The sequence below is a fragment of the Pseudomonas sp. WMBT8 genome (assembly GCF_050916005.1).
Lineage (GTDB): Bacteria > Pseudomonadota > Gammaproteobacteria > Pseudomonadales > Pseudomonadaceae > Aquipseudomonas.
The window spans coordinates 66,199-85,228 of sequence record NZ_CP188096.1 but is presented as its reverse complement, the minus strand read 5'-3'; the positions used below and the strand labels follow the sequence as shown (position 1 = coordinate 85,228).

Below are 19,030 nucleotides of genomic sequence, written 5' to 3'. Positions count from 1 at the left end.
ACTTTTCAGCCCGCCTGTACCTGATTGCGCCCCGCCGCCTTGGCCCGATACAAGGCTTCGTCTGCGCGCTTGAGTGTGAGGTCGCTGCGCTCGCCGGGCTGGAACTGCGCCATGCCGATGGACATGGTGATGGTCACGCGCTCGCCCTTGAAGTGAAACGGGCACGCCTCGATGGCTGCCCGCAGGCGCTCACCGAGTTGCAGCGCATCGCCCAGCGCCGAATCCGGCATCAGCAAGACAAACTCCTCACCGCCAAACCGCGCGATAAAGTCCGTCGGCCGCAGGCGTTTGCCCAACACATTGGCGATGATCTTCAACACCTTGTCGCCCGCCAGGTGGCCGTAGCTGTCATTGATGCGCTTGAAGTGATCGAGGTCCAGCATCGCCAGCGACAGGCTGTTGCCCTGCTGATGCCAGGTGTTGACCTCGGACTCCAGGCGCTCGCTCCAGGCGGCACGGTTGGGCAAGCCGGTGAGCGGATCGATCAGGGCTTTCTGGCGCTGGACCTCAAGGTGCTCACGATAGCCCTGGGCCTCCTGCTCCATGCTTGCTACCCGCTCCGCCAGCCCCTGCAACCGTGCGGCGACTTCATGTTCACGCTGGTCGCGCTGCTTTTGATGCTCGTCCATGGCCCCCAACAGCCCCTCAAGATGGCTTTCCAGCACTTGCTTGAGGTCATCGAGGTCGGCCGCTTCCTGGACGCTGCTTTGCAAGCCGTCCATCTGTTCACGGATCTGCGTATCCATCTCGCGCGCAGCGCTGCGGCTGTCGGCATGCCCGTCGCTGGCCGCCTGCAAGTTAGCCTGGAAGGCTTCCAGTCGCTCGTTGAGGCGCTTGAGGTAGGCTTCGAACTCATGCTGGCCGCTATCAGTGATGGCCAGCATCAATACCGCCAGGTCATCAAGGATCGGCAGCAACTCGTACCAATTGAGCCCGTGGGCCAGGCGCTCGCGCATGGCTTCGGCCTGGGGCCGGTGATGCTCGGGCAGGTCGAGGTCGCCCAGCAGGCCGAGCAGGGTGTCTTCGATGTGCTTGGCGACTGAGCTGTAGGAAGGCTCGGGCGAGTCGGGCAGGGCGTACAACGCCTCGGGATCGATTTCAGCCGATTCGTCATCCAGCACCGGCGGCAATGACAGGCTGCCGATTGCCGTCGGCTGCGGCGCCTCTGGCAGGAGCTGCGGCGCTGCGACCGTACTTTCACGCTGCGGCACAACGCTCACGTCGGCAGGCTGGACAGATTCCGGATCCTGGACCACTGCAGCAGGCATTTCGACCGGCGTTATACGGGCAACCTGCGGCTGCGGCTGCGGCTGCGGCTGCGGCTGCGGCTGCGGGGCCACAAGCTCATCCACTTCGACCCGGGGCGCAACAGGCACCGGCGCAGGTGCGCTCTCAGTGACCTGCGGCTGCGGGGCCTGGGCTTGTGGCGCAAAAGCCCGTAGGGCCTGGGCCAGCTCGGGCGCATCTTCAACCGCCGGGGCGGCCGGGCTTGCCTGAGCAGCAGGGCTTTGCCGGGAGGCCGTGGCAGCGGGCTCAACCGGCGCAACCTCGGTACCCGCCTCCTTGCCCCCGAACAGACGTTGCAACAAACCCGGGCGAGCCGGTTCGTCATCCGGCTCGAGGTTGCTCAGGGCCTGCCCTTGAAGGCCGCTCAATTCACTGAGCAGCAGAGGGATTTCCCGCGCCTGGCCGACGCGGCTGTCCAACTGCTTGGCAAAACTCTTGAGCGGGCGACTGACTTCCCGGGGCAAGGGCAGCGCCTGCAATTGCGTGACCAGGGAGGTCATAGCGGTGCTGATCTGATCAACCCGCGTTTCACGGCGTTGCTCGGAATCCAGCACGGCCTTTTCCAGGCGCGGCAGCAGGGCGGCGAGGGCGGCGTCCATGTCATCGCTGCGCACCACATCGCGCATCTCTTTCATGCACTGGTCGACGGCCCGGTCCGTGCCCTCGGCGGCCAGGGTGCTGCGCACCAGGCCACGGCGCAGCAAGTCGAGGCGCGCGGCCCAACGGCGTTCGAGCTTTTCTTGTTGCTCGATGCTTAACAGGTATTTTTCTTTCCAGCGCTGGGCGTCGTCGCTCATGCAAGGGGTCCGCGAGGGCCGGGGCTCAACGCGGGTAATGCATCAACCGTGAGCGAACCCGGCAGACGAATCTCTACCGCGACCGGCAGGTGATCGGAAATGGGTTGCGCCAGCACCTGCACGCTTTCCAGCGTCAGGGTCGGGCTTAACAGGATGTGATCAAGACAGCGTTGCGGGCGCCAGCTGGGGAAAGTGGCTTCGACCTGGGGCGCCAGCAGCCCGAGGTCGCGCAACGGGGAATTCTCCAACAGGTCACTGGCGTGGGTGTTCATGTCCCCCATCAGCACCTGGTGTTTGTAATCGCCAATCAGCTCACGGATGTAGGCCAACTGCATGGTGCGGGTACGCGCGCCCAGCGCCAGGTGCATCATGACGACTACCAGCGCCTCGGGCCCCTCGCCAAACCGCACGAGAATCGCCCCGCGCCCTTTCGGGCCTGGCAGTGGATGGTCTTCGATCGCCCAGGGCTTAAGGCGGCTGAGTACACCATTGCTGTGCTGGCCGAGTTTGCCGAGGTTGCGATTGAGTTGTTGATACCAGTAGGGAAACGCACCGAGCTGGGCCAGGTGCTCGACCTGGTTGACGTAGCCCGAACGCAGGCTGCCACCATCGGCCTCCTGCAGGGCCACCAGGTCGAAGTCTCCCAGCAGGTCGCCAATCTTCTGCAGATTGCCCGCCCGGCCATTGTGGGGCAACAGATGCTGCCAGCCACGGGTCAGGTAGTGCCGGTACTTTTCGGTACTGATGCCGACCTGGATATTGAAGCTCAGCAAGCGCAGCCGGCTGTCCGCCGGCAGGCCGGTGGACGCGAGATGATGCTCGTTGACCTGCGGATCATGCAGGCCAACCACTCGTTCTGTACCCCAGCGGCGCATGGCGGGCCCCTTACTTGGCTGCGCGCTCTTTGGCGATCAGCTGGTCGGCAACGTTCAGGGTCGCTTCAGGGCCGCCGGTGGAGCCGAGGTCAAAGCGGTACTTGCCGTTGACGATCAGGGTTGGAACGCCTTGCACGCCGTATTTCTGTGCCAGCTCCTTGGCCTGCTTGATCTGGCCCTGGATGGCGAAGGAGTTGAAGGTTGCGAGGAACTTGTCCTTGTCCACGCCTTGGGTGGCGAGGAAGTCAGCCATTTGATCAGGCTTGGTCAGCGGCTTGCGATCCTTCTGGATAGCTTCGAACACTGCATTGTGGACCTTATGCTCCACACCCATGGCTTCCAGGGTCAGGAACATCTGGCCGTGGGCATCCCAAGGGCCGCCGAACATGGCCGGGATGCGCTTGAAGTTCACGTCCGAAGGCAGCTTTTCGGCCCAAGGGTTGATGGTCGGTTCAAAAGAGTAGCAATGCGGGCAGCCATACCAGAACAGCTCTACGACTTCGATCTTGCCCGGCACGGAAACCGGTACAGGATTGGCCAGTTCAACATAGGTCTTGCCCGCTTCAAGTGGCACATCGGCGGCTTGGGCGGTCATGCCGAACAGGCTGGCAGTGACGAGAGCGGCGCTGAGGATCAATTTACGCATGCTTAACTCCTGGACAAATAAAGTCGCCTCGCGCGACCTTTTTTATGACAGGCCTGCACGGGCATGAGTTCGTTAGTGTAACGGTAGCGGCCACAAAAAAGGGCGGCCCGCGCCACCCTTTTTATGCTTGCATCGACGGATTAATCGAGCGTTAACGTTACCACTGGTGTACGCCCGGCCTTGCGCGCCTTACTTGTGCAGGCCCTGGATATAGCTGGCCACCGCTGCAATGTCTTCATCGCTCAATTTGCGCGCGATGGTGCGCATGGTCATGGCGTCGCCATCGTTGGCGCGACCGGCTTCTTCCTTGCGGAAATCGGTCAGTTGCTTGGCGATGTACTGGGCGTGCTGGCCGCCCAGGTGCGGGAAACCTGCTGCGGCGTTACCCGAGCCATCGGGGGAGTGGCAGCCGGTACAGGCCGGCAGGCCTTTGTCGAGGTCGCCGCCACGGAACAGCTTTTCACCACGCTCGACCAGTTTTGGATCCGCCGCCCCCACGCTGCCTGCCTGGCTGGCGAAATACGCCGCGATATCCGCCAGGTCCTGATCGTTGAGATTGGTCAGCATGCCGGTCATTTCCAGGACCGTTCGCTTGCCGTCCTTGATGTCGTGCATCTGCTTGGTCAGGTATTTCTCGCCCTGGCCCGCCAGTTTTGGAAAGTTGGGTGCCGGGCTGTTGCCGTCCGGTCCATGGCAGGCGCCACATACAGCGGCCTTTGTCTGGCCAGCAGTAGCGTCACCTGCAGCATGGGCAACACCAGTGATGCCCAAGGTCAACAGCAGACTCACGATCAATTTGTTCATCAGCTAATCCAATTACGGCTAAAGGTTATAGAGTTATGAACCGGGTCTACTCGCTCATCAAAAGGATGATGGCCTGGTAATCCTCGGCACGGCATTCCATGCACAAACCACGCGGCGGCATCGCCTTGAAACCCTGGGTCACGTGCTGCACCAGCGTATCCATGCCTTGCGCCAGTCTCGGCGCCCAGGCTGCCTGGTCACCCCGCTTGGGGGCCGTTGGCAACTGCCCGGCATGGCAAGCCGCGCAAACGCGGTTGTACACAGCTTCCGGATCCTGTGTAGCCTGCGCACTGTAAAGTGGTATCAGGACACCGACAGCTAGCAGCCACTTGGTCATACGTCGACCTTTTCAGGGTTTGGAAGCGTTTTGCGTTCTAATGCGCAATAAAGGTCTATCGCTCCCGTGAACTTCATCCTTCGCTGGGACAAAGCACACACAAAATCTGCGGCATTATATACTGGCGCTACTGAAACGGGAACGACACTACTTGCCGCACCCATTCCCGGCACCGCCCACATCGGAAATCCCATGCAACTCAAGAACCCCATCCTCGGTCTGTGCCAACAGTCCACGTTCATGCTCAGCGCCGCCAAAGTCGACCAATGCCCCGACGACGAAGGCTTTGAAGTGGCCTTCGCCGGGCGCTCCAACGCCGGCAAGTCCAGCGCGCTCAACACCCTGACCCATGCCAGCCTGGCTCGCACCTCGAAAACCCCAGGCCGCACGCAACTGCTCAACTTCTTCAAGCTAGACGATGATCGGCGTCTGGTCGACCTGCCGGGCTACGGTTACGCAAAAGTACCTATCCCATTGAAGCTGCACTGGCAGCGTCACCTGGAAGCGTATCTGGGTGGCCGCGAGAGTTTGAAAGGGCTGATCCTGATGATGGATATCCGTCATCCAATGACCGATTTCGACCTGCTGATGCTCGATTGGGCAGTCGCCAGCGGCATGCCAATGCACATCCTGCTGACCAAGGCCGACAAGCTGACCTACGGCGCCGCCAAGGGCACTTTGCTCAAAGTGCAGGCGCAAATCCGTAAAGGTTGGGGTGATGCCATCACCATCCAGCTGTTCTCGGCACCCAAGCGCATGGGCCTGGAAGATGCCTATACCGTGCTGGCAGGCTGGATGGAGCTGGCGGACAAGGGCGCAGAACTGGCCGAATAACTTTTCTGCGGGCAAAAAAAACCCCGGACTTCGTATGGGGAGGGGAAGTTCGGGGTCCAAGTTCCGGACCGCTAGGGCGGGGTCCAGATATCTGCCAACACTTAACACAACATAGGAGCATTGAAGGGCTTCACCACCCATTCAGTAACTCTGAGTGACTTTTCATGGGTTAAGTTCCGGCGCCCCGGAAAAACTATTGGAAATAACCCTCGGATATTTCCGATCTATAGGCAACGCTGCGACCTCATGCCGCAGCACTGCCGGATGATCAGTGCGCCTGGTCCCAGTTATCGCCCACGCCGACCTCCACCAGCAGCGGCACATCCAGTTGCGCGGCACTGCTCATGTGCTCGCGAATCTTCTCGCTGACTTCAGCCACCAGGTCCTCACGGACCTCGACCACCAATTCATCGTGCACCTGCAGGATGACCTTGGCGTCGAGCCCCGACTCCGTCAGCCAGTTGTCGACCTTGACCATGGCCTTCTTGATGATATCGGCGGCAGTCCCCTGCATCGGCGCGTTGATCGCGGTGCGTTCTGCGCCTGCGCGCTCCTGCGGCTTGTTGGAGTGAATATCCGGCAAGTACAGGCGACGCCCGAACAGGGTTTCCACATAGCCCTGGTCGGAAGCCTGGGCGCGGGTGCGCTCCATGTACTCGCGCACCCCTGGGTAGCGGGCGAAGTACACATCTATATAGGCCTTGGCCGTCTTGGTATCGACGCCAATGTCCTTGCCCAGCTTCTGCGCGCCCATGCCGTAGATCAGGCCGAAGTTGATCGCCTTGGCGCTGCGGCGCTGATCGGACGTGACCTCGTCCAGTTCGACCTTGAACACCTCGGCCGCCGTGGCCGTGTGCACATCCAGGTTGTCGCGAAAGGCGTTGAGCAAGCCTTCGTCCTTGGACAAGTGCGCCATGATCCGCAGCTCGATTTGCGAGTAGTCCGCCGCCAGCAGCTTGTAGCCCTTGGGTGCGACGAACGCCTGGCGGATCCGCCGGCCTTCGGCCGTGCGCACCGGGATGTTCTGCAGGTTCGGATCACTGGACGACAAGCGCCCGGTGGCCGCCACCGCCTGGTGATAAGAGGTATGGATACGCCCGGTACGGGGGTTGATCTGCTCGGGCAAACGATCGGTGTAGGTGCTTTTGAGCTTGCTCATGCTGCGGTACTGCATCAGCACCTTGGGCAATGGATAGTCATCTTCGGCCAGTTTGGCCAGTACTTCCTCGGCGGTAGAGGCCTGGCCCTTGCCAGTCTTCTTCAATACCGGCAGCCCGAGCTTTTCGTAGAGGATAGCCCCCAACTGCTTGGGCGAACCCAGGTTGAACTCCTCGCCGGCGATCTCGTACGCCTGGCGCTCCAGCTCCACCATCTTGTTGCCCAGCTCGATGCTCTGCACGCCAAGCAACGCGGCATCCACCAGGGCACCTTGGCGCTCGATCCGTGCCAGCACCGGCACCAATGGCATCTCGATATCCGTCAGCACGCTGGCCAGGCTCGGCAGGGCGCAGAGCTGCTCATACAGCGCCAGGTGCAGGCGCAGGGTCACATCGGCGTCTTCGGCGGCGTAGGGGCCGGCCTGCTCCAGGGCAATCTGGTCGAAGGTCAGTTGCTTGGCGCCTTTGCCGGCGATGTCCTGGAAGCTGACGGTGTCATGTTCCAGGTACTTCTTCGCCAGGCTGTCCATGTCGTGACGGGTCGCGGTGGAGTTCAGCACGTAGGATTCAAGCATTGTGTCGAAGGCAATGCCGCGCACGGTGATGCCGTGCGCCGGGTCGCCGCCGATGGCGCAATTGGCCAGGATATTCATGTCGAACTTGGCGTGCTGGCCGACCTTGAGCTTGTTCGGGTCCTCCAGCAGCGGCTTGAGGGCCAACAACACCGTATCGCGGTCCAGTTGCTCGGGCACGCCGATGTAGGAATGGGTCAGCGGGATGTAGGCCGCTTCGTTGGCCTGCACGGCAAACGAAACCCCCACCAGTTGCGCCTGCTGGGCGTCGACACCGGTGGTTTCGGTATCGAAGGCAAACAACTTGGCGTCATTGAGTTTTTTCAGCCAGACGTCAAAGCGGGCCTGGTCGAGGATGGTCTCGTACTGCGCCTGGACCGGGGCCACAGGCGCCTGGGCCTCAACTGCAACCTGAGCCGGTGCAACGTCCGCGGCGGCCTTGAGCTCGACGCGCTTGGCATCGCGCTGAATCTCGTCGATCCAGCTCTTGAACTCCAGCAGGGTGTACAGCTCCAGCAGCTTCTCGCGATCCGGCTCGATCAGGTGCAAGTCTTCCAGGCCAACATCCAGGGGCACGTCGACCTTGATGGTCGCCAACTGGTAGGACAGGAATGCCATCTCTTTATGCTCTTCCAGCTTGGCCGGCAGGGTCTTGGCCCCACGGATCGGCAAGGTCGGGACAATATCCAGTTGCTCGTACAGCTCTTTCAGGCCGCCGTTCACACCGACCAGCAGCCCCGAAGCGGTCTTAGGACCGATACCTGGAACGCCTGGGATGTTGTCGGAGGAATCGCCCATCAATGCCAGATAGTCGATGATCTGCTCGGGAGCGACCCCAAATTTCTCCTTTACGCCGTCGATGTCCATGGCGCTACCGGTCATGGTGTTGACCAAGGTAATGTGCCCATCGACCAACTGTGCCATGTCCTTGTCACCCGTGGAGATCACCACCGGGCGGTTGGCGGCCGCACTGCTGCGGGCCAGGGTGCCGATCACGTCATCCGCTTCGACGCCTTCGACGCACAGCAGCGGGAAGCCCAGGGCGATCACGCTCTGGTGCAGCGGCTCGATCTGCACGCGCATGTCATCGGGCATGCTCGGGCGGTTGGCCTTGTATTCGGCGTACATGTCATCGCGAAATGTCCCGCCCTTGGCGTCGAACACGACCGCGAACGGGCTGTCCGGGTACTGCTTGCGCAGGCTTTTGAGCATGTTCAACACGCCCTTGACCGCACCGGTCGGCAGGCCTTTGGACGTGGTCAACGGCGGCAGCGCGTGGAAGGCGCGGTACAGATATGAAGAACCGTCCACCAGGACGAGGGGGGCTTGGCTCATGAGCAGGATCAACCTTTTCGGCGGGTCTGGCGCTAGAATAGCCGGACCAATGACAACAAAGGGACAAGGTTATCATGCGTACATTCAATCGCCTGCTGTTGACCGGCTTGATTGCACTCGCTCCGATGGCTGCCATGGCGGCAGACGACGCTCCCTCGGGAGACCCGCAAGTCACCATTCGCACGGAAGGCGACAAGACCATCCAGGAATACCGCCAAAACGGTTTCCTGTATGCCATCAAGGTAACGCCCAAGGGCGCACCCCCGTACTTTTTGGTGCGCGCGGACGGAACCGATGCGAACTTCATCCGCTCGGACCAGCCGGATATGCTGATCCCGTCATGGAAGATCTTCGAATGGAAATGATTTCTTAACTTTAATCGGCGCCGCGGCCTGCGGCGCCCGTACTGGCAGTTTTAACCATGTCTGTGTTCACCCCCCTGGCTCGGCCCGAGCTGGAAACCTTTCTCGCCCCTTATGGGCTCGGCCGCCTGCTCGATTTCCAGGGGATTGCCGCTGGTAGCGAAAACACCAACTTCTTTATCAGCCTGGAACAGGGCGAATTTGTCCTGACCCTGGTTGAACGCGGCCCCGTGGACGAAATGCCGTTCTTCATCGAACTGCTGGACGTACTCCACGACGCCGACCTGCCCGTGCCTTACGCCCTGCGCACCACCGACGGCGTGGCCCTGCGCGAATTGGCAGGCAAGCCGGCGCTGCTGCAACCGCGCCTGGCGGGCAAGCACATCAAGGAGGCCAATGCCCAGCATTGCGTGCAAGTGGGTGAATTACTCGCTCACCTGCACCTGGCCACCCAGGGCGACAAGGTGCTGGAACGCAAGACCGATCGCGGGCTGGATTGGATGCTCGACGAGGGCACGCAGCTGATCTCGCACCTCGACGCCCACCAACAGCAACTGTTGCAAATGGCGCTGGATGAAATCCAGCAGCTCAAAGGGCAGATCCTCACGCTGCCACGGGCCAATATCCACGCCGACCTGTTTCGCGACAACGCGATGTTCGAAGGCACCCACCTGACCGGGTTGATCGACTTCTATAACGCCTGCTCCGGGCCAATGCTGTACGACGTGGCGATTGCCCTCAATGACTGGTGCTCGGACGCCGCCGGGGTGATCGACGGCCACCGCGCCCGCGCACTGCTGGGCGCCTATGCGGCACTGCGGCCGTTCAGCACCAGGGAAGCCGAGCTGTGGCCGACGATGCTGCGCGTGGCGTGTGTGCGGTTCTGGCTGTCCCGCCTGATTGCAGCAGAGACGTTTGCGGGGCAGGACGTGCTGATTCACGATCCGGTGGAGCTTCAACAGCTGCTGGAACAACGCCAGCAGGTCACCCTCCAGCTGCCGCTCGCCCTCTAACGCTTTGGGAGCGGGCTTGCCCGCGATGAGGCGTGTCAGTCACCTAATGAGCGCCTGATACACCGCATCGCGGGCAAGCCCGCTCCCACATTGGTTTGGCGGTGTGCCTACAGTGACTCCAGACACCCTGCCAAATCATTGCCCAGCTTCTCCAGCAACTGCTCATACCCCTGGCCCGTGGCCGGGGTGTAGCCGCCCAGGGCATCCAATTCCGCCAGCTTCACCGGCAGGCCAGCCACCAGGGTCTCGGCCAGGCGCGGGCGCAAGGGTGGCTCGCTGAACACACAAGTCTTGCCCACCTCCTGCAAGCGCGTGCGCATCGCCGCCACATGCTGGGCGCCGGGCTGCACTTCGGCGGCCACGCTGAACACACCGGTGTGCTTGAGGCCGTAGGCATCTTCAAAGTAGTCGAAGGCTTCGTGGAACACGAAGTAAGGCTTGCCGGCGATACCCGCCAGACGCGCTTTCAAACGCAGGTCCAAGGCATCCAGGCGCCCGTTGAACGCTTGCAGGTTGCTCTGGTAGCGCTCTGCATTGGCGGGGTCAGCCGCGCTCAAGTCCGCCGCCATCCTGGCCGCAATCACCCGCGCATTCACCGGCGACAACCACAAGTGGGCATCCAGGCTGCCAGGGCGATGATCGTGGTCATGGTCGTCGGCTTCTTCGCCATGGGAGTGATTATCTTCGGCGAAATGCCGCAGCTTCAGGCCCGGCAGTTCCTGCACGGCCACCGTGGGCAAGTTGCGACCCTTGAGGACCCGTGGCAGGAAGCCTTCCATGTCCGGACCGATCCAATACAGCAGATCCACCGATTGCACACGCCGTACGTCGGATGGGCGCAATGCATAGTTATGCGGCGAGGCTCCGGGTGGCAATAACACCTCTGGAACCGCCACGCCGTCCTGCACAGCGGCGGCAATCAGCTGTAAGGGTTTGATGCTGGTGAGCACCCGAACCTCGGCCTGGGCAGCCCCGGCAATCAATAAACTGGTGACAAATACGACAAAAACGGCAAAAAGTCGGGACACGATGAGCACTCAAGTCAGCAGGAACGGGTAACATAATAACGTCTCTCACAAATATCTGTCGCCGCTCATGCCTAAAACACCGCTTGCCAGCCGTCCCCACGACCACTCTCACTGCGTGCACAACGCACTGTCGGAGGCCGACGCCCTGTGCGCACGCCAAGGCCTGCGCCTGACCGCCCTGCGCCGGCGAGTGCTGGAACTGGTGTGGCAGAGCCACAAGCCGCTGGGTGCCTACGACATTCTCGGCGTGCTCAGCGAGCAGGACGGGCGCCGCGCCGCGCCGCCCACGGTGTACCGTGCGCTGGACTTCCTGCTGGAAAACGGCCTGGTGCATCGCATCGCCTCGTTGAACGCCTTTGTCGGCTGCAACCACCCGGAGCACGCGCACCAGGGCCAGTTCCTGATCTGCCGCGAGTGCCACGCCGCCATCGAGCTTGAACAAAAAAGCATCAGCGACGCGATTATCAAGAGCGCCGGCGATGTCGGCTTCCGGGTCGAAGGGCAGACCGTCGAAGTGGTTGGCATCTGCTCGGGCTGCCAGGGGGCTTGATGAGCACTGCGCTAATCCGCCTGGAACAGGTCGGCGTCACATTCGCCGACCAGAACGTGCTGGACAACATTGACCTGAGCGTCGAGCCGGGGCAGATCGTCACCCTGATCGGCCCCAACGGCGCCGGCAAGACCACCCTGGTGCGCGCCGTGCTAGGCCTGCTCAAGCCCGACAGCGGCAGTGTCTGGCGCAAGCCCAAGCTGCGCATCGGCTATATGCCGCAGAAACTGCACGTCGACCCAACCCTGCCACTGTCGGTGCTGCGCTTCCTGCGCCTGGTGCCCGGCGTGGACCGCACCCGCGCCCTGGCCGCGCTCAAGGAAGTGGGGGCCGAGCAGGTCATCGACAGCCCGGTCCAAAGCATCTCCGGTGGCGAGATGCAGCGCGTACTGCTAGCCCGGGCCCTGCTGCGCGAGCCCGAATTGCTGGTGCTCGATGAACCGGTGCAAGGCGTCGACGTTGCCGGCCAGGCCGAGCTCTACAGCCTGATCACCCGCCTGCGCGACCGGCATGGCTGCGGCGTGCTGATGGTGTCCCACGATCTGCACCTGGTGATGAGCACTACCGACCAGGTGGTGTGCCTCAACCGCCACGTCTGCTGCTCCGGCCACCCGGAACAGGTCAGCGGCGACCCGGCCTTCGTCGAGCTGTTCGGCAAGAATGCGCAGAGCCTGGCGATTTACCACCACCGTCACGACCATGCCCATGACCTGCATGGCGCGGTAGTTGCCGATCCGATCGCCCCTCATACCCACGTCCACGGAGATGGCTGCAAGCATGGCTGATTTTCTGCTCTACGCCCTGCTTGCAGGCTTGGCTTTGGCGCTGGTGGCGGGCCCGTTGGGCTCGTTCGTGGTCTGGCGGCGCATGGCCTACTTTGGCGACACCTTGTCCCACGCGGCCCTGCTCGGCGTGGCCTTGGGCTTTTTGCTGGACGTCAGCCCGACCATCGCGGTAACCGTCGGCTGCCTGCTGCTGGCAGTGCTGCTGGTGACCCTGCAACAGCGCCAGCCCCTGGCCTCGGACACGCTACTGGGGATCCTCGCGCCGAGTACCCTGTCCCTGGGCCTGGTGGTGCTGAGTTTTATGCATGAAGTGCGTATCGACCTGATGGCCTACTTGTTCGGCGATCTGCTGGCGATCAGCCCCACGGACCTGGCCTGGATTCTCGGCGGCAGCGCGGCAGTATTGATCCTGCTCGTGGCCCTGTGGCGCCCGCTGCTGGCAATTACCGTCCACGAACAACTGGCCACCGTCGAAGGCTTGCCAGTACCCGCACTGCGCATGACCCTGATGTTGCTGATCGCCGTGGTGATCGCTGTCGCAATGAAGATTGTCGGCGTATTGTTGATCACGTCGCTGTTGATCATCCCCGCCGCAGCCGCCCAGCGTCATGCACGTTCGCCGGAACAGATGGCGGTCGGCGCCAGTTTGCTGGGGATGCTTGCCGTGTGTGGTGGCCTGGCGCTGTCCTGGTTCAAGGACACCCCGGCCGGGCCGTCGATTGTGGTCACGGCCGCCGCACTGTTTCTGCTGAGTTTTGTCCTGCCCCGTCGAGGGGTGTAGACTTGCTCGCTTTTTGCGCAATTAGAGAGTCGCAGGAATGAAGCCGTTCACCTCCCGTTATCTGCTCCTTGCCGCATTTTCCCTGCTGCTGGGCGCCTGCCAAAGCACCCCGCCCGTCGCCCCCGAGGCGCCGGACGCGCGCGCTGCGGCCATTGCACAGCTGGAACAAAACCTGGCCAGCAGTGAGCTGGCTACCGCCGAAGACCAACTGGCGGCCTTGCAGGCCCAATCGCCTGACGATCCGGCGCTGGAGCCTTATCAGCGCCAACTGGCCGAAGCCTATTTGCAGCGCAGCCAGATCGTCCTGCAAAAAGGTGATGTCAACGCCGCCGCTACGGCCTTGAGCCGCGCCCGGGCCCTGATGCCCAAGGCTCCGGCACTGACTGGCGGGGTCAACAGCGCCATCGCCCACGCCCGCAAAGCCGAGCTGGATAAAGCCGAAGCCGCCCTTAAAGCCGCCGAAGCCAAGCCACCGGCCAAGGTCATCGACCCCTCCGCCGAGAGCACCACGGTTGCGCTGAACCTCACGGATATCCAGCAATTGCGCCATCAACTGGATGCCATCGCCACCGATGTGGTGAATTACCAGTGTGACGTGAGCATCCAGGTGCCGCGCACCGAGGATTACCCGTGGCTGAACACCCTGTTGACTAAACGAGTGAAGCGGATTGACTCAGGGTATGACCTGAAGATCCACCGGCAGATTCTCAAACACATACCGGCCCAGGTGGTGCTGATTCCGCGTAAGGCGGACTGACGCCCATCGCCGGCAAGCCGGCCCCCACAGTGCAATACATTTCAACGTGGGAGCCGGCTTGCCGGCGATGAGGCCCTGTCAAACAACCAGAAACTTAAGCCGGAACCGCCTTGGCCCTAGGCTCGCGCTCCCACACCCGATGCTGGGCAATCGCCGCAATAAACGCCTTCAACGCCTTGGCATCACCGCCCACAATCAACCCCGCATCCACCTCCAGCTTCAACACTTCCAGCAACTGCTTCGCCTCACCGGCCAAGGCAATCGCCTTCAAGTGCTTGTAGGCCTCCAGCAGGTAATGCAACGCCACGCCATCGCCGCTCAATGCCTGGATCGACTTCGCCCCGCCCGGCACAAACACCGCATCGAATGCCACCGACGGCAAGCCTTCCATCGACGCGTCCACCGCCAGGCTCTTGCCATCGGCCGTGGTGACCGGCGCCGAGGTCGGCCCGAGCAACTTGGCATGGGCACCTTCTGCGGCCAGCGCCTTTTTCAGCGCGGCAATCGCGGCACCATCCACACCATTGGCGGCCAGGATCGCCACCTTGCGCGTCTTGATATTGCCCGCCAGCAAGTTGGCCTGGCTCAAGGCCGGCGAGCGCTCTGGCGCGGTCTTGCGCACCGGCACGGTGCCTTTTTTCGGTGCCGGCAGGCCCAGGTTCTGCGCCACACGCTTGGCCAGCCCGAGGTCGATATTGGCCAGGATTTCATTGACCTGGCGCGCCCGGATAAACTCACGCTCGACCTTGCCCAGCTCAAAGCTATAGGCCGCGATGATGTGTTCCTGCTCGTGCTTGCTCATGCTGTTGAAAAACAGGCGCGCCTGGGAAAAGTGATCGCCAAAGGACTCACTGCGCTCGCGGATCTTGTGCGCGTCGATACGCTCCGGGTAGGACTCGAAACCACCGTCCTGCGCTGCCGGCGCAGTTTCTTTCGGCCAGCCGCCGTCGATGGAGTTCGGCTCGTACGCGGCACGACCTTTATCGATGGTGCTGCGGTGCATGGCATCGCGCTGGTTGTTATGCAGTGGCGTCAGCGGCTGATTGATCGGCAACTGGTGAAAGTTCGGGCCACCTAGTCGGCTGATCTGCGTATCGGTGTAGGAAAACAGGCGACCTTGCAGCAGCGGGTCATTGGAGAAATCGATACCCGGCACGATATGCCCCGGGCAGAACGCGACCTGTTCGACTTCGGCGAAGAAGTTGTCCGGGTTGCGATTGAGCACCATCTTGCCCAGCGGGGTGATGGGCACCAACTCTTCGGGAATCAGCTTGGTCGGGTCGAGAATATCGAAGTCGAACGCGTGCTCCTTATCTTCCGGAATCACCTGTACGCCCAATTCCCACTCCGGGTAATCGCCCATCTCGATCGCATCCCACAGGTCGCGACGATGGTAATCGGTATCTTTACCGGCCAGCTTTTGCGCTTCATCCCACACCAGGGAGCAGGTGCCCGCCGTCGGACGCCAGTGGAATTTGACGAAGTTGGATTGACCCTCGGCATTCACCAGGCGGAACGTGTGCACCCCAAAACCCTGCATGCTGCGTAGGCTTTTTGGAATGGCGCGGTCGGACATCGCCCAGATCACCATGTGCGCCGATTCCGGCTGCAGCGAGACAAAATCCCAGAAAGTATCGTGGGCCGAGCCGCCGGTAGGAATTTCGTTGTGCGGCTCAGGTTTTACCGCATGCACGAAGTCAGGAAACTTGATCGCGTCCTGAATGAAAAATACCGGCATGTTGTTGCCCACCAGGTCGAAGTTGCCTTCGTCGGTGAAGAACTTCACGGCAAAGCCGCGCACGTCACGCACCGTATCGCCTGAACCACGTGGGCCCTGCACCGTGGAAAAGCGCGTGAACACCGGGGTTTTACGGCCAGGGTCACGTAAAAAACCCGCCTTGGTCAGCGCCGAATGGTTTTCATAGGTCTGGAAGTAGCCATGGGCGCCAGTGCCGCGGGCGTGCACGATGCGCTCCGGGATACGCTCGTGGTCAAAGTGCGTGATCTTTTCACGCATGATGAAATCTTCCAGCAGCGAAGGCCCGCGCGCGCCGACTTTCAACGTGTTCTGGTTATCGGAGATTTTCACCCCCTGATTAGTGCGCAGCGCCTGGCCGGTGGCGTCGGAGCGAGACTTCTCCAGGCTTTGCAGCTTGGCATTGGTGTTGCCACGGTCCAGGGTATCGGTGCCTGCAAGCTCGCTCTTGGGCGGCGTAGCGGGTTTTTTGGTACTCATCAGACAAAACTCCTCGTTTGCGTAGGCCAGAGCGGTCCCTGGCTCGTTTGAGCAAAACCCCGGGCACGGCACCCGGGAAATCGAGTTGCTTAAGTAGTGACTGACGGGATTTTTTACCGTTCCTTTTTTATGACCTTTGATCGCGTTATTGCCAAATCGCTGGTTGAATACGAAATAAATGCTAAGAAACGCTATACGGACAGGCTAAAATGCGCGCCCGGCTAACCGCTGATCCCTTTTCAATGCGCCCCACAAGGTTCGCTACGTGATCGAGTTTCATAACGTCCATAAAACCTACCGGGTCGCCGGCAAGGATATCCCCGCACTGCATCCCACCAGCCTGCGCGTCGAGAACGGCCAGGTGTTTGGCCTGATCGGCCATTCCGGCGCGGGAAAAAGTACTCTGCTGCGCCTGATCAATCGCCTCGAAGAGCCTTCGGGCGGCCAGATCCAGGTGGATGGCGAAGAAGTCACCGCCCTGGATGCCAACGGCCTGCGCCGTTTCCGGCAGCAGGTCGGGATGATCTTCCAGCACTTCAACCTGCTGGCCTCCAAGACCGTTGCCGACAACGTCGCGCTGCCGCTGACCCTGGCGGGCGAACTGTCGCGCCGCGAGATCGATGCGCGCGTGGCCGAACTGCTGGACCGGGTCGGCCTCGCCGACCACGCCAGGAAGTACCCGGCGCAACTGTCCGGCGGCCAGAAGCAGCGCGTCGGCATTGCCCGTGCCCTGGCCACCAAGCCGAAAATCCTGCTGTGCGACGAAGCCACCAGCGCCCTCGACCCACAGACCACCGCCTCGGTCCTGCAATTGCTGGCCGAGATCAACCGCGAGCTGAAGCTGACCATCGTGCTGATCACCCATGAAATGGACGTGATCCGCCGTGTCTGCGACCAGGTCGCGGTGATGGATGCCGGGGTGATTGTCGAGCAAGGCCCGGTGGCCCAGGTGTTCCTGCACCCCACGCACCCGACCACCAAGCGCTTTGTGCAAGAAGCCGAGCAGGTCGATGAAGGTGAGCAGCGCGATGTGTTCGCCCATGTGCCGGGCCGCATCGTGCGCCTGACGTTCCAGGGCGAAGCGACCTACGCGCCACTGCTGGGTACCGTCGCCCGCGAAACGGGTGTGGACTACAGCATCCTTGCCGGTCGCATCGACCACATCAAAGATACCCCTTACGGGCAACTGACCCTGGCCATCACCGGCGGTGACATGGAAGCGGCGTTCGCGCGCTTTACCGCCGCCGATGTGCACATGGAGGTCCTGCGTTAATGGACGTGTTACTGCATTATTTCGACAACGTCGACTGGGCTGATATCTGGGTGGCCACCAACGACACCCTGCTGATGCTCGGCACCTCGCTGTTTTTCACCGTGCTGGTGGGCCTGCCGCTGGGCATCCTGCTGTTTCTCTTCAGCCCACGGCAGTTGCTGGAGCAGAAAACCACCTATGCCGCCCTGGCCTTCGTGGTCAACGCCATACGTTCGCTGCCGTTTATCATTCTGCTGATCGTGATGATCCCGACGACCGTGTTCCTCACGGGCACTTCGCTGGGCGTGGCCGGCGCGATTCCACCGCTGGTGGTAGGCGCTTCGACGTTCTTCGCGCGGCTGGTGGAAACCGCCCTGCGCGAGGTCGATCGCGGCATCATCGAGGCGACCCAGGCCATGGGCGCGACCACCCGGCAGATCATCACCAAGGCGCTGCTGCCCGAGGCAAAGCCGGGCATCATTGCTGCAATCACCGTGACCGCCATTGCCCTGGTGGGCTACACCGCCATGGCGGGTGTGGTGGGTGCCGGTGGCCTGGGCGACCTGGCGATCCGCTATGGCTACCAGCGTTTCCAGGATGACGTCATGGTCGTGACCGTGGTGATGTTGATTGTGCTGGTGCAGATTCTGCAAACCATCGGCGATAAGCTGGTGACCCACTATTCTCGAAAATAACGGCCATTGCCGGCCCTCGCCGGCATGCCCGAACAAGGAGCTTGTTGGATGAAAAAACTACTGGTTGCTTTCGCCGCGGTTGCCGCATTTTCCGCCCACGCCGCCGAGACCCTGACGGTCGCCGCGACCCCGGTGCCGCACGCTGAGATCCTTGAGTTCGTGAAGCCGGCCCTGGCCGCGCAAGGCGTGGACCTGAAGGTCAAGGTGTTCACCGACTACGTGCAGCCGAACGTACAAGTGGCCGAAAAACGCCTGGACGCCAACTTCTTCCAGCACCAGCCGTACCTGGATGAGTTCAACAAGGCCAAGGGCACCCACCTGGTGAGCGTCGCCGGCGTGCACCTGGAGCCGCTGGGCGCGTACTCCAGCAAATACAAAACCCTGGCCGAGCTGCCGAACGGCGCCAACGTGGTGATCCCCAACGACGCCACCAACGGCGGCCGCGCGCTGTTGCTGCTGGCCAGCAAGGGCCTGATCACCTTGAAGAACCCGACCGATATCCTGTCGACCATCAAGGACATCACCGGCAACGAAAAAGGCCTGAAATTCCGCGAACTGGAAGCCGCCACCCTGCCGCGCGTGCTGACCCAGGTCGACCTGGCCCTGATCAACACCAACTACGCCCTGGAAGCCAAGCTGGACCCGTCCAAGGATGCCCTGGCGATCGAAGGCAACGACTCGCCTTACGTCAATATCCTGGTGACCCGCGAGGACAACAAGGATTCGGACGCGGTGCAAAAACTGGTCAAAGCCCTGCACACTCCGGAAGTGAAGAAATTCATCAACGAGAAGTACAAAGGCGCGATCCTGCCGGCGTTTGATCTGAAAGACGATCTCTGAAGCCGAGCAAAGCAAAATGTGGGAGCTGGCTTGCCTGCGATAGCGGTGGGTCAGCAACCAAGAGGCTGGCTGACCTGACGCTATCGC

18 protein-coding genes are annotated in these 19,030 nt (G+C 61.9%); 10 read left to right on the top strand and 8 right to left on the bottom strand.

The window, feature by feature from the left end; genetic code table 11:
* Positions 1–5 precede the first annotated feature (5 nt).
* The 5 genes from ACO77H_RS00415 to ACO77H_RS00395 form a co-directional block, all read right to left on the bottom strand.
* A complete protein-coding gene (locus ACO77H_RS00415) occupies positions 6–2,084 on the bottom strand; it encodes a diguanylate cyclase (protein ID WP_432754833.1) in 2,079 nt (692 codons plus the stop codon).
* Positions 2,081–2,959 carry an endonuclease/exonuclease/phosphatase family protein gene (locus tag ACO77H_RS00410; protein WP_169954123.1) on the bottom strand — a complete coding sequence of 293 codons (879 nt, stop codon included), beginning with the start codon at positions 2,957–2,959 and terminating at the stop codon, positions 2,081–2,083. The genes ACO77H_RS00415 and ACO77H_RS00410 overlap by 4 nt, the downstream gene beginning before the upstream one ends.
* 10 nt (positions 2,960–2,969) lie before the next feature.
* Positions 2,970–3,605 (bottom strand): thiol:disulfide interchange protein DsbA, encoded by a 636-nt coding sequence (dsbA, locus tag ACO77H_RS00405; RefSeq protein WP_170041976.1) that lies wholly within the window; start codon positions 3,603–3,605, stop codon positions 2,970–2,972.
* 189 nt (positions 3,606–3,794) lie between these two features.
* Positions 3,795–4,409, bottom strand: coding sequence for a c-type cytochrome (locus ACO77H_RS00400; RefSeq protein ID WP_169954121.1), 615 nt, complete (start codon positions 4,407–4,409; stop codon positions 3,795–3,797).
* A gap of 46 nt (positions 4,410–4,455) precedes the next feature.
* Positions 4,456–4,746, bottom strand: coding sequence for a c-type cytochrome (locus tag ACO77H_RS00395; protein ID WP_169954120.1), 291 nt, complete (start codon positions 4,744–4,746; stop codon positions 4,456–4,458).
* Between the two features lie 192 nt (positions 4,747–4,938).
* On the opposite strand from ACO77H_RS00395, the gene yihA reads away from it, so the two are divergent.
* A complete protein-coding gene (gene yihA, locus ACO77H_RS00390) occupies positions 4,939–5,580 on the top strand; it encodes a ribosome biogenesis GTP-binding protein YihA/YsxC (RefSeq protein WP_076963373.1) in 642 nt (213 codons plus the stop codon).
* Between the two features lie 268 nt (positions 5,581–5,848).
* On the opposite strand, the gene polA is transcribed toward yihA, so the two are convergent.
* Positions 5,849–8,644 (bottom strand): DNA polymerase I, encoded by a 2,796-nt coding sequence (gene polA, locus ACO77H_RS00385; protein ID WP_169954119.1) that lies wholly within the window; start codon positions 8,642–8,644, stop codon positions 5,849–5,851.
* 74 nt (positions 8,645–8,718) lie between these two features.
* On the opposite strand from polA, the gene ACO77H_RS00380 reads away from it, so the two are divergent.
* Both ACO77H_RS00380 and ACO77H_RS00375 read left to right on the top strand, forming a co-directional pair.
* A complete protein-coding gene (locus ACO77H_RS00380; RefSeq protein WP_104911281.1) occupies positions 8,719–9,009 on the top strand; it encodes a DUF2782 domain-containing protein in 291 nt (96 codons plus the stop codon).
* A gap of 56 nt (positions 9,010–9,065) precedes the next feature.
* The gene (locus ACO77H_RS00375; RefSeq protein WP_169954118.1) at positions 9,066–10,019 is read left to right on the top strand and encodes a homoserine kinase; all 954 of its coding nucleotides are present in this window, start codon (positions 9,066–9,068) and stop codon (positions 10,017–10,019) included.
* 107 nt (positions 10,020–10,126) lie between these two features.
* Here ACO77H_RS00375 and ACO77H_RS00370 read toward each other — a convergent pair whose 3' ends face one another.
* Positions 10,127–11,056, bottom strand: coding sequence for a metal ABC transporter solute-binding protein, Zn/Mn family (locus ACO77H_RS00370; RefSeq protein WP_169954117.1), 930 nt, complete (start codon positions 11,054–11,056; stop codon positions 10,127–10,129).
* Positions 11,057–11,114: 58 nt separating this feature from the next.
* Between ACO77H_RS00370 and zur the strand changes: the two genes are divergently transcribed.
* From zur to ACO77H_RS00350, 4 genes are read left to right on the top strand one after another with little or no spacing between them, the layout of a single operon-like run.
* A complete protein-coding gene (zur, locus tag ACO77H_RS00365) occupies positions 11,115–11,597 on the top strand; it encodes a zinc uptake transcriptional repressor Zur (protein ID WP_029290345.1) in 483 nt (160 codons plus the stop codon).
* Positions 11,597–12,382, top strand: coding sequence for a zinc ABC transporter ATP-binding protein ZnuC (gene znuC, locus ACO77H_RS00360; RefSeq protein WP_169954116.1), 786 nt, complete (start codon positions 11,597–11,599; stop codon positions 12,380–12,382). The genes zur and znuC overlap by 1 nt, the downstream gene beginning before the upstream one ends.
* A complete protein-coding gene (gene znuB, locus ACO77H_RS00355) occupies positions 12,375–13,163 on the top strand; it encodes a zinc ABC transporter permease subunit ZnuB (RefSeq protein ID WP_029290341.1) in 789 nt (262 codons plus the stop codon). The genes znuC and znuB overlap by 8 nt, the downstream gene beginning before the upstream one ends.
* Positions 13,164–13,200: 37 nt before the next feature.
* Positions 13,201–13,920 carry a PA5502 family lipoprotein gene (locus ACO77H_RS00350; protein WP_432754832.1) on the top strand — a complete coding sequence of 240 codons (720 nt, stop codon included), beginning with the start codon at positions 13,201–13,203 and terminating at the stop codon, positions 13,918–13,920.
* A gap of 94 nt (positions 13,921–14,014) precedes the next feature.
* On the opposite strand, the gene katE is transcribed toward ACO77H_RS00350, so the two are convergent.
* A complete protein-coding gene (gene katE, locus ACO77H_RS00345) occupies positions 14,015–16,156 on the bottom strand; it encodes a catalase HPII (RefSeq protein WP_178121174.1) in 2,142 nt (713 codons plus the stop codon).
* Positions 16,157–16,421: 265 nt separating this feature from the next.
* Here katE and ACO77H_RS00340 point away from each other — a divergent pair, with 265 nt between their 5' ends.
* The 3 genes from ACO77H_RS00340 to ACO77H_RS00330 are packed head-to-tail and all read left to right on the top strand — an operon-like array spanning position 16,422 to position 18,943.
* Positions 16,422–17,429: an ATP-binding cassette domain-containing protein gene (locus ACO77H_RS00340; protein WP_170041980.1), complete on the top strand. Its 1,008-nt coding sequence runs from the start codon at positions 16,422–16,424 to the stop codon at positions 17,427–17,429.
* Entirely contained in the window at positions 17,429–18,103 is a 675-nt protein-coding gene (locus tag ACO77H_RS00335; protein WP_169954113.1) for a methionine ABC transporter permease, read from the top strand. Before ACO77H_RS00340 ends, ACO77H_RS00335 begins: the two co-directional genes overlap by 1 nt.
* 48 nt (positions 18,104–18,151) lie before the next feature.
* Positions 18,152–18,943, top strand: coding sequence for a MetQ/NlpA family ABC transporter substrate-binding protein (locus tag ACO77H_RS00330; RefSeq protein WP_432754831.1), 792 nt, complete (start codon positions 18,152–18,154; stop codon positions 18,941–18,943).
* The last annotated feature ends 87 nt before the right edge of the window (positions 18,944–19,030 follow it).